The sequence below is a fragment of the Streptomyces sp. NPDC051180 genome, assembly GCF_040689545.1.
In the GTDB taxonomy this organism is placed as follows: domain Bacteria; phylum Actinomycetota; class Actinomycetes; order Streptomycetales; family Streptomycetaceae; genus Streptomyces.
Genome location: NZ_JBFBBC010000007.1, coordinates 192,498 through 206,615 on the forward strand (window position 1 = coordinate 192,498; position 14,118 = coordinate 206,615).

Below are 14,118 nucleotides of genomic sequence, written 5' to 3' on the forward strand. Positions count from 1 at the left end.
CAAGGATGGACAGAGCGGGAACATCCCGGACTCTTCTCCCCCCTCACTTCACCCCATCAGGTGACTCTGCGGCTCGGAGCCCTGACCAGACCGTGCTGATATGCGTATCGCACGGCCTGGGCACGGTCGCGTACCCCGGTCTTGGCGAAGAGATTGTTGATGTGCGTCTTCACCGTCGCCGTGGAGATCCGCAGCCGGCCGGCGATCTCGTGGTTGGACAGTCCGTCGGCGACGAGCACGAGCACCTCCGTCTCCCGCTCGGTCAGGCCGTCGGCCTCCAAAGCCGCCGAGACGGCCGCACCGCCCCAGCCCGCGGTACCTCTCGAACCCCCCGGAGTACGAGGGACACCGGGACCACCAGAGGCGCCCTGGCCGCCCGGCACGGACCGGCCCTCCGGCTGATCACCGGTTCCGCCGTCACCGGCCGGTGCCCCCGCACGTCCTTCCTCCTCCGGTCGCCCCATCAACTGCTCCAGCAGGCGCCGCTGGACGGAGGGCGAGAGCCCGGCCCGCCCGTCGACGACGTCCCGCACCGCCCTCGCGATGTCCTCCCCGCCGGCGTCCTTGGTCAGGTATCCGCGCGCGCCGGCCCGCAGCGCCGGGAAGAGCGAGTCGTCGTCGGCGTAGGTGGTGAGCACGACGACCTCGGTCCTGGGGAACCGCGCGCGGATCCGGCGGGTGGCCTCGACTCCGTCGCAGCGCGGCATCCGCAGGTCCATCAGCACCACGTCGGGCTCTTGGGTCCGGGTCAGCTCGATGGCCTCCTCGCCGTCCCGGGCCGATCCGACGACCTCGATCCCGGGCAGCAGCCCCAGCAGCATCACGATCCCCTCGCGCACGATGGCCTGGTCGTCGGCGACGACCACCCGCACCACCTGCGGTTCCTCGGCTCCGGGCGAGCCCTGCGGGCCGCTCACGCCGGCACCTGCAGTCGCACGGTGAACCCGGAACCCTCCGGCCCCGCCTCCAGACTCCCTCCGAGCAGTTCGGCCCGCTCCCGCATCCCGAGCAGCCCGTACCCGGAGCCGGAGGAGCCGAGCCCCTCGGCGGCCCCTGTGCCGCCGTCCTCACCCGGCGGCCCGGAATCGCGTATCTCCAAGGAGACCTCGTGCGTCCCGTAGGCGAACCGGATGCGCGTGCGGGCTCCGGGGGCGTGTTTGCGCACGTTGGTCAGGGCCTCCTGGGCGACCCGTCGTACCGCCTGGGACGCCTCGGCGGGCAGGTCCCGGCGCCGGCCGGTGACGGCGACCTCGGCCCGGTCCTCCCTCGCCAGCTCCCGCAGGTAGTCCTCGACGGGCGCCATGTCCCCCCGTAGCGCGGAGAGGGCGTGACGGGTCTCGGCGAGTCCTTCCCTGGCCATGGAGCGGGCCGAGGTCACGAGCCTGAGGATCTCTCCCCGGTCGGCGCCCGCCTCGATCTTGAGCCGGGCGACCTCCAGGTGCACCATCTGGGCGGAGAGGCTGTGGGCGAGCACATCGTGTATCTCGCGGGCGATCCTGGCGCGCTCGGCGAGCGCCGCCGAGGCGGCCTCGGCCTCCCTGGCCAGTCGTTCCTGGGCGAGGAGCTGGAACCCCGCACCACGGGCCTCGGCATCGAGCCGCAGTGAGTACCCCGCGAGCAGCACGGCCGCGGTGGTGACGGCGGCCCCGAACACGCCCGTCTCGTCGGCCTCGACGAAGCCGGGGACGAGCACGGCCACCGTGGCGAGTCCCAGGGGGAGCGGCAGTCTCTGCATCGCCATGACGCAGACGACGATCCACATCACGGTCGCCGCCGTCGCCGCCCCGACGGCATAGCCCCCGAGGCCGCACAGCGCCATCGCCCCGAGGAGCCCCAGCGAGGCCGCCGCCCGGTGGTCGAGGGTCGTGTGGTGGAACGCCAGGGCGGCGGCCACGCAGAGCCCGAATCCGAGCGGAGGCACCAGCGTGTACCCGCCGTCGAAGGCTCCCGAGGTGTAGCAGCCGGTCAGCACCCAGGCACTCAGGCCCGCGATCATGGTGTAGTCGAGGACCATGCGCCCCCGGGGCACCCCGACCCTCGTGAGCGCCTCGCGCGAGGGCCAGGTGCGCCAGGCTCCCACGCCGCCGGCATCGCTCTCCCCACGACCGCGGTCGCGCTTCCCGTCCATGACCGTCCCCCTCCGTCGTCTCGATCCTAGGGAGAGGCGACGGCCGCGTGATCGGCCTGTGGGTGGAGCCGTCGGGCTCCACCCACGGGTGGAGTGATCAGGCGTCGATGCGCGAGCGGTCGAGCGTCGCCGCCGAGCCGGTGATGAACTCCTTGCGAGGCGCCACGTCGTTGCCCATGAGGAGGTCGAAGACACCCTCCGCCGCGTCCAGGTCGCCGATGTTGATCCGGCGCAGGGTGCGGTGGCGCGGGTCCATCGTGGTCTCCGCGAGCTGGTCGGCGTCCATCTCGCCCAGACCCTTGTAGCGCTGGATGGAGTCCTTGTAGCGGACCCCCTTGCGCTGGAACTCCAGCAGCGTCTGCCGCAGCTCGTTGTCCGAGTACGTGTAGACGTACTTGTCCTGGCCCCTCTTCGGCTGGACCAGCTCGATCCGGTGCAGCGGCGGCACGGCGGCGAAGACCCGTCCGGCCTCCACCATGGGCCGCATGTAGCGCTGGAAGAGCGTCAGCAGCAGGCAGCGGATGTGCGCGCCGTCGACGTCGGCGTCGACGAGGAGGACGATCTTCCCGTACCGGGCGGCGTCGATGTCGAAGGTACGGCCGGAGCCCGCCCCTATGACCTGGATGATCGCCCCGCACTCGGCGTTCTTCAGCATGTCCGAGACGGACGACTTCTGGACGTTGAGGATCTTGCCCCGGATCGGCAGCAGCGCCTGGAACTCGCTGTTCCGGGCGAGCTTGGCCGTGCCGAGCGCTGAGTCCCCCTCGACGATGAAGAGCTCGCTGCGCTCCACGTCGTCGCTGCGGCAGTCGGCCAGCTTGGCCGGCAGCGAGGAGGACTCGAGCGCGGTCTTCCTGCGCTGGGCCTCCTTGTGCTGGCGGGCCGCGATGCGGGTGCGGGCCGCCGCGACGGCCTTCTCCAGGACGGCACGGGCCTGGGCCTTGTCGTCGCGACGCGTGGAGGTCAGGAAGGTCTTGAGCTCCTTGGCGACCACGTTCGCCACGATGCGGCGGGCGGCGGAGGTACCGAGGACCTCCTTCGTCTGCCCCTCGAACTGCGGCTCCGCGAGGCGGACCGTGACGACGGCCGTGAGCCCCTCCAGGGCGTCGTCCTTGACGATGTCGTCCTCGGCGACGCGCAGCATCTTGGCCGAGCGCAGCACCTCGTTCACCGTCTTGGTGACGGCCGTCTCGAAGCCCGAGACATGGGTGCCGCCCTTGGGGGTGGCGATGATGTTGACGAAGGACTTGACCGTGCTGTCGTAGCCCGTGCCCCAGCGCAGGGCGACGTCGACGGCGAGTTCGCGGGTGACCTCCGTCGGGGTCATGTGGCCCCGCTCGTCGAGGACCGGGACGGTCTCCTTGAAGGTGCCCTGGCCGGTGAGCCGCTGGATGTCGCAGACGGCCTTGTCCTGGGCGAGGTAGTCGCAGAATTCGCTGATGCCGCCGTCGAAGCGGAAGGTCTCCTCGCTCTTGCCGACACCCGCGAGGTCCCGCTCGTCGCGGACGACGATGGTCAGGCCGGGCACGAGGAAGGCGGTCTGCCGGGCGCGCTGGTGCAGCGTCTCCAGGGAGAGCTTGGCGTCCTTGAGGAAGATCTGCCGGTCCGCCCAGTAGCGGACGCGCGTGCCGGTGCGGTTCTTGGGGACCCGCTTGCCCTTCTGCAGGCCGTTGCCCGGGTCGAAGGGACTGTCGGGGCCCTGCTCGGTGAAGATGCCCGGGACGCCGCGGCGGAAGCTGATCGCGTGCGTGGCGCTGTTGCGGTCGACCTCGACGTCGAGGCGGGCCGACAGGGCGTTGACCACGGAGGCGCCGACGCCGTGCAGACCGCCGGAGGCGGCGTACGACCCGCCTCCGAACTTTCCGCCGGCGTGCAGCTTGGTCATGACGACCTCGACGCCGGAGAGCCCGGTCTTCGGCTCGACGTCGACGGGGATGCCGCGGCCGTTGTCACGGACCTCGACCGAGCCGTCGTCGTGGAGGATGACCTCGATGTGGTCGCAGTAGCCCCCGAGGGCCTCGTCGACCGAGTTGTCGATGATCTCCCAGATGCAGTGCATCAGGCCGCGGCTGTCGGTGGACCCGATGTACATGCCCGGGCGCTTGCGGACTGCTTCGAGCCCTTCGAGTACGAGCAGGTGCCGCGCGGTGTAGTTGGAAGCGTCACGGTCTGCGGTCAGCAGCGCACTGGACGGCACGGACGATTCGGCGGTCACGCGGTTCGCTCCTCGCTGAATTTGAAATGTGGCCCCGTGGGGTAAGGCCCGGCGTCGGTCACCGGTTCAGAGGGTACCGATGCCTGGTAGAGCCGTTGTCACGCCACCCACCCGGATTCCTCATGCTAGTCCAGAGTCGTATGGATGTTCGATCCCTCGATGGGGTGACGCGAACATCACGTTCCCTTCCAGGCATGAACCATTTAGGCTCCGGGCACGTCCTCATCAACAACCGGCAACCACGCCGGGGGGACCGACCCACACAAGCAACGCGAAATCCGTAGAGCAACGCAATACGGCTCATTCGCCGCCAACCGGCAGCAGACAGCCACCTTGGGAAGAAGTTTCAAGGAAAAGCCACGAGCGGGAACGTTTCCGGCCTGGTTGGATGTTGACCCTGGTACGACAGCTCGTCGAGCTAGAGAAGAGGCGACGTGACTACTGTTCTGACCCCCGCGAGCCCCCTGACGGCCGCTGACCGTTGCGACCGCTGCGGCGCCCAGGCATACCTGCGCGTCGTTCTGACCAGCGGAGGTGACTTGCTCTTCTGCGCCCACCACGGACGTAAGTTCGAGCCGGAACTCAAGAAGATCGCCGTTGAGATACAGGATGAGACGGACCGGCTGACGGACGTGCCGGCCCGCACGATGGGCGAAGACCACGCCTGACGCCATCCACGACGAGCTCAGGGCCGGTCGCTGACCCCGACCGGACGACGGGCGGCCACCCCCGCACAAGGGGGGTGGTCGCCCGTTCTCGTACCCGCACACCGGCCCCGGAACCCCGGGGTGTGCCGGGGCCGGGGAAGCGTCCCCGGCCCCGGCTCGGGCGTCCGGTCAGAAGTTCTCCGGCAGCACCGCCGCGACCCGGGTGTACACGCCCGGATTCTCCGCCTGCCCGCAGCCGCTCCCCCAGGACACCAGCCCGACGAGCAGCCCCTTGGCCACGAGGGGGCCTCCACTGTCGCCCTGGCACGCGTCGCGGCCGCCCTGGGGGTCGCCCGCGCACAGCATGGAGTCGCCCCGGTACCGGACGCCGAAGCCCGCCGGATAGGCCCGCTCGCAGGACGCGTCGGGAAGCACCTGGACGCGCGCGGTCCGCAGCGTCGTGGCGTAGCTCCCGTTGCCGGTCGTGTCGCCCCACCCGTAGACGTCCGCCTCCGCCCCGGGCGCGTACGCGGCGTCCCCGGTGCGGGCGACGCCGATCACGTACGACTGCGGCAGCGGGCTCGCCAGCGTGAGCACCGCGAGGTCCCCCGAGTTCGCGGTCGGGTCGTAGTCGGGGTTCACCCACGTGTCCGAGATCCGGACCTCCTGCCCGCCCTGGCCCAGCAGCGCGGCGCGGCCGGCGATGACGGAGAAGTCGCGCACCTCCCACGGCTCGCCGCCGAGCACCTCGCGGCCCAGGCAGTGGGCCGCCGTGAGCACCTTGGTCGGGGCGACGACGACGCCCCCGCAGAACTGTCCCGCGCGCGTACCCCCGAACCGGTCACGGCTCGACAGCGCCACCACCCAGGGCGCTTCCGTGATCTGGGCCGGGCGGCCGCCCACCACGACGCTGTCGGCCGCCACGGGGGCGGCGGTGAGGGCCTGCCCCGCCGCCGCGGCGGCCAGGCCCAGGACACCCGTCAACGCTCGGGCGAAGGAACCACGCATGGAGTCTCCTGACTCTCCGGTGATGTCGGTTCACCCAGCGTCCAGCACAGCTCCGCGCCCTGCACGCGCACGAGCCGGAAGGGCCCGGCTCCCCTCTCGGGGAAACCGGGCCCTTCCGTGTACCGCTCTGTGCCTCGTGAGGATCAGTCGAGGTAGTCGCGCAGCACCTGCGAGCGCGACGGGTGGCGGAGCTTCGACATCGTCTTCGACTCGATCTGACGGATCCGCTCTCGCGTCACGCCGTAGACCTTGCCGATCTCGTCCAGCGTCTTCGGCTGGCCGTCGGTCAGGCCGAAGCGCATCGAGACGACACCCGCCTCACGCTCGGAGAGCGTGTCGAGGACGGAGTGCAGCTGCTCCTGGAGGAGCGTGAAGCTCACCGCGTCGGCCGGGACGACCGCCTCGGAGTCCTCGATCAGGTCGCCGAACTCGCTGTCGCCGTCCTCACCCAGCGGGGTGTGGAGGGAGATCGGCTCACGGCCGTACTTTTGGACCTCGATGACCTTCTCGGGGGTCATGTCGAGTTCCTTGGCCAGCTCCTCCGGGGTGGGCTCGCGGCCCAGGTCCTGGAGCATCTGGCGCTGGACGCGCGCGAGCTTGTTGATGACCTCGACCATGTGCACCGGGATACGGATGGTGCGGGCCTGGTCGGCCATCGCGCGGGTGATCGCCTGACGGATCCACCAGGTGGCGTACGTGGAGAACTTGTAGCCCTTGGTGTAGTCGAACTTCTCGACCGCGCGGATCAGACCGAGGTTGCCCTCCTGGATCAGGTCCAGGAAGAGCATGCCGCGGCCGGTGTAGCGCTTGGCCAGGGAGACCACCAGACGGAGGTTGGCCTCCAGGAGGTGGTTCTTGGCGCGGCGGCCGTCCTCGGCGATGATCTCCAGCTCGCGCTTGAGCTTGGGAGCGAGCTTGTCCGAGTTGGCGAGCTTGTCCTCGGCGAACAGGCCGGCCTCGATGCGCTTGGCGAGCTCGACCTCCTGCTCGGCGTTGAGCAGCGGGACCTTGCCGATCTGCTTGAGGTAGTCCTTGACCGGGTCGGCGGTGGCGCCGGCGACGGCGACCTGCTGCGCCGGAGCGTCGTCCTCGTCCTCGTCGGACAGGACGAAGCCCTTGCTCTCGCCCTCGGTCTCCTCTTCCTCACCCTTGCCGGGCGCGACGTCCTCGAGGATCTCCTCGCCCTCGGCGAGCTCGTCGGAGTCCTTCTTGGACGCGGTCTTCTTGGCCGTCGTCTTCTTGGCGACGGCCTTCTTGGCCACCGTCTTCTTGGCGACGGCCTTCTTCGCCGCCGCCTTCGGGGCGGATCCGGCCTCGTCGGCCGGGTCGGCGCCCTCGGCCGAGGCGGCCGAGACGGTGGTCTTCGTCACGGTCGTCCTGGCGGTGACGGTCTTGGTGGCGGTGCGCTTGGCCGGGCTCTTCGCAGCGACGCTCTTGCGGGCGCGCTTCGGCGACTCCGCTGCACTGACCATCAGCGTCACACCCTCTTCCTCGAGGATCTGATTGAGGCTGCGCAGAACATTCTTCCACTGGGTTGGCGGAATCTGGTCAGCCTCGAAGGCCCGACGCACGTCATCGCCGGCGATCTGCCCATCAGCCTTTCCCCGCTCGATGAGCGCCATCACAGACTCGGACTCGGCGATCTCCGGCGGGAGCGTACGGGATGTGCTGGCCGACACGAACAACCTCTCGGAACGATGGAAACGGCTTCCGGCCCCGCTCGGGATCGAGCTGGAGCCGACGACCGTCGACGGGGAATGTGCCGACGGCGCGGGTTGGGCCGGGGAACTGCACAGCGCCTCCATGGGCTGCTGTATTCCTTCCTCGACCGTCACCTCTTAGGTCATCGCACGGCTCGGAGGAGTGTTACGCCCAATCTTCGTGGCCCGAGTCACACCTCATTTGCGGCGAAACACGCAGAGTGGTCGATCAGTGCACATTCGTGCCGCCGGAACCCGGGCGCCGCCCGGGGAACCCTTCCGGGCTCCCGGGTGGCGCTCGGACCCGGCGGCACGCGTCGCGTGCGCCTCCGCGCTCCCGGCCACGGCCCGCGGATCAGTGTTCGCGGGGGGCGGGGACGACGCTCACCTCGGGATGGACGGTCAGCAGCTGCCGCATGGCCGTCTCCGCGCCGTGGGCGTCCCCGGCGGCCAGCGCGTCCACGATACGGGCGTGGTGCGCGAGGCATGCCTCGCTCGGCCGGTCACAGCCGGTGGCGGGGCCGCCGGAGACCTGGAGGGCGGCGGACACGATGCCGGCGAGGTGCTCCAGCATCCGGTTCCCGGCGAGCTGGATCAGCAGGGAGTGGAACTCGGTGTCGGCGCGGGAGAAGGTGATGCCGTCCCCCTGCGCGAAGGCGTGGCCCATGATCTCGACCATGTCGGCAAGGCGCTGCTGCACGTCCTCGCGGCCGTGTCCGGCGGCCAGGCGGGCGGCCAGGGGCTCGATCGTCCAGCGCAGCTCGTTCAGCTCGCGGCGCTGGTCGTCGCGCTGCGGGCCGAAGGCGCGCCACTCGATGATGTCGGGGTCGAGGAGGTTCCAGTCGCTGACGGGCCGTACCCGGGTGCCGACGTTCGGGCGGGCACTGACGAGTCCCTTGGCCTCCAGCACGCGCAGCGACTCGCGCACGACGGTGCGCGAGACCTCGAACCGCTGGCCGATCTCCTCGGGGACGAGCGGACGGTCGGCGCCGAGATCGCCGGAGACGATCATCTGGCCCAGCTGCTGGACGAGCTGCCCGTGCAGCCCGCGCCCCCGGTTTCCGGCGGTCCGGCGACCCACCCGCCCGAGATCGGTGTCCACCCCCTCCCAGGAGGGCGGACCCACGCGGCCGGCGGCGGGCGCCTCCGCGTACGGGTAGCGGTCGAGATCACCCGGGGCGCCGAGGGCGGAGTCGACGGGGCGGGCGGCGGTCATCATGGTGTGCGCAAGGGTACTCACGCATTTTTTGTCGGCGTTGCCCTCGTGACCCTTGAGGTCTTTGGTGAAAAGCACACGAAAGGGTGATCGGCACCCCCTACACAATTGACGATTATTCGGACATAGTGCGCATATTTCAAGGAAGTTCACGGCGAAACGGAATCTTTCGATCCGCAGGTGATCACCAACGAGCCTGCCGACGAAGGCCCGTGAACACGTAGGCGCAGAGCAACCCGGTCAACGTCAGCGAGAGCGCCACCCCCGCGGGCTGCCCGAGCACCCGCAGGCTCCCCGCCAGCCAGTGCTCCAGCTCCGGGGACCAACGGGGTCCGACGAACTCGCGCAGCCGCGCCGGGAGTCCGGCGGCGGAGCGCACGGACGGCCCGGTGAGCACCGTCTGCAGCAGCGGGACGAAGGCCACCGGCACGGCGAGCACCGCGGCGACCCCGGCCGCCGCCGCCCGGAAGACCCCGGCGCCGAGCAGTCCGGCCCACGCGCATCCGACCAGCAGGCCGAGCCAACTCGCCGACAACGTGGGCCAGTTCCTCGGCACGGGAATCAACTCACCGCCATAGAACAGCCTCAGGACCGCCAGGTCGGCGAGCGCGACGAAGGCCCCGAGGGCGAGGGCCACGGTCGCCGCCACGGCGAGCTTCGCCAGCAGCAGGCCCGGCCTGCGGGGCACGGCGCCGCGCCCCGAGGTGAGCGCGGGATAGCGGTACTCCTCCCCGAAGGAGAAGGCCCCGAGCAGTCCGGCGCCGACCGCTGCGGGCGGCAGCGGCGAGATCTCCGGCCAGGCCGCCAGGACCGCGGGCAGCGCGGCGTGCCCACCACGCCCCAGGAGCAGGGCGAGGGTCACCGACACGAGCAGGACCGCCGCCAGCACGAGCGGCGTGCTCGGCACCCCCAGGAGGCGGTGGACCTCGTACCGGAGCGGGCGCAGCGGCGAGCGGGCGGGGCGACGGGGCGTCCGACGCCGCCGTCGGGTGAGGGCCCGCCCCTCGCGGGGTCCGGCCGCGTGCGCGACCGGGCCGTCGCCGGGACGCTCGGACGCCTGTGGCGGGTCGTCGGCCTCGGCCGGCCGGGGCGGGGAGGTGGTGTCGGTGTGCCCGGGGCCGTGCGGCGCGGGGCGGGCGTCGCCGGTCTCGGCGGCGAGGCGGTGGACGGGCACGCCGTGCCGGAACGCCGTGTCGCCGACGGCGGCGCAGTCGCTGCCGTAGACGGACAGGAGGTTGCCGCCCTCGGCGACCACCTCGACCGGGCGGCGGGCGGCCCTGGCCTCCTGGGTCACGACCGCTGCCAGCCGGGCGGCCTGCGGGGTGCGGACGGCGACCCGGGGACGCAGCCGGGTGCGGGCGAACTCGGCCGCCTCCTGGTCGGCGACGAGGCGTCCGGCGGCCAGGGTGACGACACGGTCGGCGTTGCGTGCGGCTTCCTTGGGGTCGTCCGTGGTGTAGAGCACGGTTCCGCCGCCGGACGCGTGCGCGCGCAGGAGCTCGTGCAGCCAGGCGCCCTCGGAGGCGGAGAGGCGGGCGCCCGGCTGGTCGAGCAGCAGTGTGTGGGGCGCGCCCAACAGAGCCGAGGCGAGGCCGAGTCGTCGGTCGGCGCCGACCGGAAGGGTGCCGATGCGTCGGCGTTCGAGTCCGGTGAGGCCCACGGTCCGCACCAGCTCCTCGGCTCGCGAGACGGGCACCCCGGTGGCGGCGCAGAGCATCCGGAGCTGACCCCGGAGCGTGCGGGAGGGGTGTCCGGGGATGTCGCCGAGGAGCACGCCGACCTCGCGGGGCGGGTGGGCGATGCGGTGCAGGGGTCGGCCGCGGAAGTAGGTGATGCCGCGGCCCGGCTCGAGTTCGAGCATGAGCCGGAGGGCGGTGGTCTTGCCGGCGCCCGGAGGGCCGAGGAGCGCGGTCACGGAGCCCGGCCGGGCCTCGAAGGTCAGATCGTCCACGGCGGGCGGGCGATCGCGGCGGGGCGTGCTGGTCAGTCCGATTGCCTGGAGCATCGCTTCTCTCGCGGTAGGTGACACCGCTCCGCGGCAGGGCGGCGCTACCGCAGCAAGATAACGCTACATTTCGGACTTTCCTCGCAGGGTTGACGCTGCGGGACGCCGGATGTCCGCGCCCGTCAGACCTCGGGCCGCAGCATCGGCGGGTTGAGAAGGGTCGCCCCACCTGCCGTGAAGAGCTGGGCGGGGCGTCCGCCCTGACGGGTCGTGGTGCCACCGGTCGGAACCAGGAAGCCGGGCGTGCCGGTCACCTTGCGGTGGAAGTTGCGCGGGTCGAGGGCCACGCCCCAGACGGCCTCGTACACCCGGCGCAGCTCTCCCACCGTGAACTCCGGCGGGCAGAAGGCCGTGGCCAGTGATGAGTACTCGATCTTGGAACGGGCGCGCTCCACGCCGTCGGAGAGGATCCGGGCGTGATCGAAGGCGAGGGTGCCCGAGCCCTCGACCCCGCCGCCGGCCGCCGCGTCCTCGCCGAGCAGCTCCTCGACAGGAGCCCAGCGGGCGCTGTTGGCGTCACCGCCGGCGCGCGGCGCCGGAAGGTCGGGGGCCAGGGCCAGGTGCGCGACGCTGACCACACGCATACGCGGGTCGCGATCGGGCGCCCCGTAGGTCGCCAGCTGTTCCAGATGCGCCCCGTTGGTCGGCACGGGCTGCGGGGCGGTCGGGTCGTGGGCGCACAGGCCCGTCTCCTCGACGAGCTCGCGCGCGGCGGCGGCGCCGAGGTCCTCCTCCTCCCGGACGAAACCGCCGGGAAGCGCCCAGCGGCCCCGGTACGGCGTCTCGCCCCGCCGTACGACCAGCGTGCAGAGCGCGTGGCGCCGCACGGTGAGCACGACCAGATCGACGGTGACGGCGAAAGGCGGGAAGGCCGACGGGTCGTAGGGAGGCATGCCGCGATCATAGTCGTCTTCCTGACGATAAACACGCCCTCCGGAAGCATCGGCGACGACTTCCTCGCCCCGCCGCGGGACTTCCCTCGTGTCTGCGCCCGGCATCCCGTCACACCCCCAGTTGAAGGCCCTCTGCGGCCTCCTCGACCATACCGAGACCGAGTCTGCCGACCCGTACGGCGAAGGGTTCGCCCGCGACCACGAGCCCCGAGAACCGGATGCCCCCGAGCGGGGCCGACGGCAGCGGGTGCACCGACACCGATCTGCCCGGCACGTCGGGACGGATCCCGGCGAGGGCGAGGAGCGCGTGGACCGCTCCGGCGGCCGCGGTCGCCGCCGGCCGGCACGCGGCAGGGTGGGGCACCGGGCGCCCGCCCGCCGTCCGCTGCTCCCCCGCGTACATCTCGGGGAGCCGGTGGGCGAAGGTCTCGGCCGCGTCCAGCAGCCCACGCAGCAGGACGGCCGCCTCCCGTTCGTGGCCGCCTGCGGCGAGACCGGCCACGGCGACGGCCGTCTCGTGCACCCGGACCGCACCCGCACGGTGGCCGAAGGTGTTGTATCCGGGCTCCTTCGTACCGAGACCGCGCAGTCCCCAGCCGGAGTCGAGGGCCGGGGCTCCGAGCAGTCGCGCCACCTGGTCGGTCTGCGTCTTGTCGAGCAGGCCCTGCGCGTACCGCCCGCCGCCCAGGAGTCCGGTGTCGAGCAGGTGGGCGGCCCAGCCTCCCAGCTCGGACCGGGTCCGGCCGTCGGGCGTGCGGGCGAGGGCGGGGCGGCCTCCCGCCCGGTCCTCGATCCAGAACTCCCGCCGGAAGCGCTCGCGCAGGGTCCGCGCGGTGTCGCGCAGCGCGTCTCCGCCGGACCTTCCGCAGCCGTCGAGCAGGTCGGCGCCGAGCAGGGCCGCCCGGTGCGCGTGTGCCTGGGTCTCGGCCCGCCAGGGTCCGGCGGGCCCCGGGTCCGGCACGTATCCGGTGCCGGCGACGGCCCGGCGCAGCCAGCCGAGGCAGCGCTCCGCCGCGGGGAGCAGTTCGTCCAGGTCCTTGGCGGGCAGTCCCCAGCGCCGGGCCTCGGCGAGGACGGCCGGGAAGGCGAGGGTGGCCTCGACACCCGTGCAGCGGGGCGGGAGGTGGGGGCCTGCGTCCCTGAGCGGTCCGGGGATGCGGCCGGAGTCGGCTTCCCCACCGGAAAGTTGCGTGCGGCCGAGGGCGCGGAGGGTGGTGGCGGCGAGCCGGGTCCCGAGCGGCAGGGCCATGCGGGCCGCCCAGAGCGCCTCGGCGGTGACCGGTCCGCAGCGCCACGGGACACCTGCGGCGAGGTGGACATCCGCGGGGTGCGCCGGGTCGCGCTGGAGGAGGGCGCGGAGGTCGTCGACGGACGAGCGGAGCAGTTCTCCGGGGCGCGGGTCGTCGCCTTCGGCGCGGGCGTCGGAGAGCAGGTGACCGCCGGGACGCCCGGCCCCTCCGCCGGGCGAGCCCCCGGCCGCTCGGCCGGCCGCCTCGCCGCGCACCCGCAGGTGGATCGTGAAGGTGGCGCCGGGCGCCAGATCCGCCTCCCAGCGCAGGACTCCCGCGGCCGCCAGGGAGTCCGTCGGCGGCGGGTCGGCCGTGACGGCTGCGGATCGCCCGTCGGGGGCCGTCCAGCGGAGTCCGGTGCCGTGGACGCTGGCGGCGAGCTCGGGGGTCGGCCGGCCCGACGCCACCGTGCCCAGGTCCGCGAGATCCGTGCCCAGAGCGATTTCGACGGGGAGTCTGAGGGCTCGACCGGCGGCGCTGCGCAGGGTGATCCGCTCGGTTCCGTCGGCGCTCCGGGTGCGTTCGACGGCGAGGGCTGGATCGGGTCCCGGCTCCCCCGGCACCCGGAGGGCGCCGAGGAAGACCGCCTTGTCCGCGGCCGCCATGCGGCCCTGGAGGGCGACGGGCTCGCGTCCCGCCACCCGCAGGAGGCTCCGGGAGAGGAGCCGTCGGCCGGCGGCGTACACGCCTTCGGGTCCCTCGCCGGTGAGCTGGCCGTGCTCGGCGCAGACGGCGAGGGCGGGCAGGGCGACGCAGAGGAGGGCGCCGTGGACCGAGGGAAGCTCCGAGGGGCCCGGCGCCCGTGGGAGGGCGATGCCGGCCCCGAGCGTGTAGCCGGAGAGGGAGGTGTGAGCGGGCGGGTGGGGACCGGGCGGGCGGTGCCCGGTCGACGGAGCCGCCGGGTGGGCGGGCGGGGGGCCGCTGGGGCGGCCGGGGGCCGGGGCGGGGCTGGGGGCCATGGCGGGTGCGGGGTGCTCTCTGTGCGAACCGGGCGGCCTGCGGGGTGTCGGCGGCACG

10 protein-coding genes are annotated in these 14,118 nt (G+C 72.5%); 1 reads left to right on the forward strand and 9 read right to left on the reverse strand.

Annotated features, from left to right (window positions below):
* Positions 1-56: 56 nt before the first annotated feature.
* The 3 genes from AB0424_RS15555 to AB0424_RS15565 form a co-directional block, all read right to left on the reverse strand.
* On the reverse strand, positions 57-875 hold the full coding sequence (locus tag AB0424_RS15555) for a response regulator transcription factor (RefSeq protein WP_366305769.1): 819 nt from the start codon (positions 873-875) through the stop codon (positions 57-59).
* A 38-nt stretch (positions 876-913) separates the two neighbouring features.
* Positions 914-2,128 carry a histidine kinase gene (locus AB0424_RS15560; RefSeq protein WP_366305577.1) on the reverse strand — a complete coding sequence of 405 codons (1,215 nt, stop codon included), beginning with the start codon at positions 2,126-2,128 and terminating at the stop codon, positions 914-916.
* Between the two features lie 97 nt (positions 2,129-2,225).
* Complete coding sequence (locus AB0424_RS15565; protein WP_366305579.1) at positions 2,226-4,343, reverse strand: DNA topoisomerase IV subunit B; 2,118 nt, start codon at positions 4,341-4,343, stop codon at positions 2,226-2,228.
* 434 nt (positions 4,344-4,777) lie between these two features.
* Here AB0424_RS15565 and AB0424_RS15570 point away from each other — a divergent pair, with 434 nt between their 5' ends.
* Positions 4,778-5,011: a hypothetical protein gene (locus tag AB0424_RS15570; protein ID WP_030687247.1), complete on the forward strand. Its 234-nt coding sequence runs from the start codon at positions 4,778-4,780 to the stop codon at positions 5,009-5,011.
* Between the two features lie 168 nt (positions 5,012-5,179).
* Here AB0424_RS15570 and AB0424_RS15575 read toward each other — a convergent pair whose 3' ends face one another.
* The 6 genes from AB0424_RS15575 to AB0424_RS15600 form a co-directional block, all read right to left on the reverse strand.
* Positions 5,180-5,998, reverse strand: coding sequence for a serine protease (locus AB0424_RS15575; protein WP_366305581.1), 819 nt, complete (start codon positions 5,996-5,998; stop codon positions 5,180-5,182).
* A 143-nt stretch (positions 5,999-6,141) separates the two neighbouring features.
* Positions 6,142-7,677, reverse strand: coding sequence for an RNA polymerase sigma factor (locus AB0424_RS15580; protein WP_366305583.1), 1,536 nt, complete (start codon positions 7,675-7,677; stop codon positions 6,142-6,144).
* 376 nt (positions 7,678-8,053) lie between these two features.
* Positions 8,054-8,938, reverse strand: a complete 885-nt coding sequence (locus tag AB0424_RS15585) for a FadR/GntR family transcriptional regulator (RefSeq protein WP_366305585.1) — start codon at positions 8,936-8,938, stop codon at positions 8,054-8,056.
* 160 nt (positions 8,939-9,098) lie between these two features.
* Entirely contained in the window at positions 9,099-10,919 is a 1,821-nt protein-coding gene (locus AB0424_RS15590; RefSeq protein ID WP_366305586.1) for an ABC transporter ATP-binding protein, read from the reverse strand.
* Between the two features lie 122 nt (positions 10,920-11,041).
* On the reverse strand, positions 11,042-11,812 hold the full coding sequence (locus AB0424_RS15595; protein WP_366305588.1) for an NUDIX hydrolase: 771 nt from the start codon (positions 11,810-11,812) through the stop codon (positions 11,042-11,044).
* Between the two features lie 109 nt (positions 11,813-11,921).
* Positions 11,922-14,060, reverse strand: coding sequence for a glycogen debranching N-terminal domain-containing protein (locus tag AB0424_RS15600; protein ID WP_366305590.1), 2,139 nt, complete (start codon positions 14,058-14,060; stop codon positions 11,922-11,924).
* Positions 14,061-14,118: the final 58 nt, after the last annotated feature.

Coding starts and splice junctions, on each gene's coding strand:
- AB0424_RS15560 (WP_366305577.1), bottom strand. CDS start 2,128: ATGGACGGGAAGCGCGACCGCGGTCGTGGGGAGAGCGATGCCGGCGGC.
- AB0424_RS15575 (WP_366305581.1), bottom strand. CDS start 5,998: ATGCGTGGTTCCTTCGCCCGAGCGTTGACGGGTGTCCTGGGCCTGGCC.
- AB0424_RS15590 (WP_366305586.1), bottom strand. CDS start 10,919: ATGCTCCAGGCAATCGGACTGACCAGCACGCCCCGCCGCGATCGCCCG.
- AB0424_RS15595 (WP_366305588.1), bottom strand. CDS start 11,812: ATGCCTCCCTACGACCCGTCGGCCTTCCCGCCTTTCGCCGTCACCGTC.
- AB0424_RS15600 (WP_366305590.1), bottom strand. CDS start 14,060: ATGGCCCCCAGCCCCGCCCCGGCCCCCGGCCGCCCCAGCGGCCCCCCG.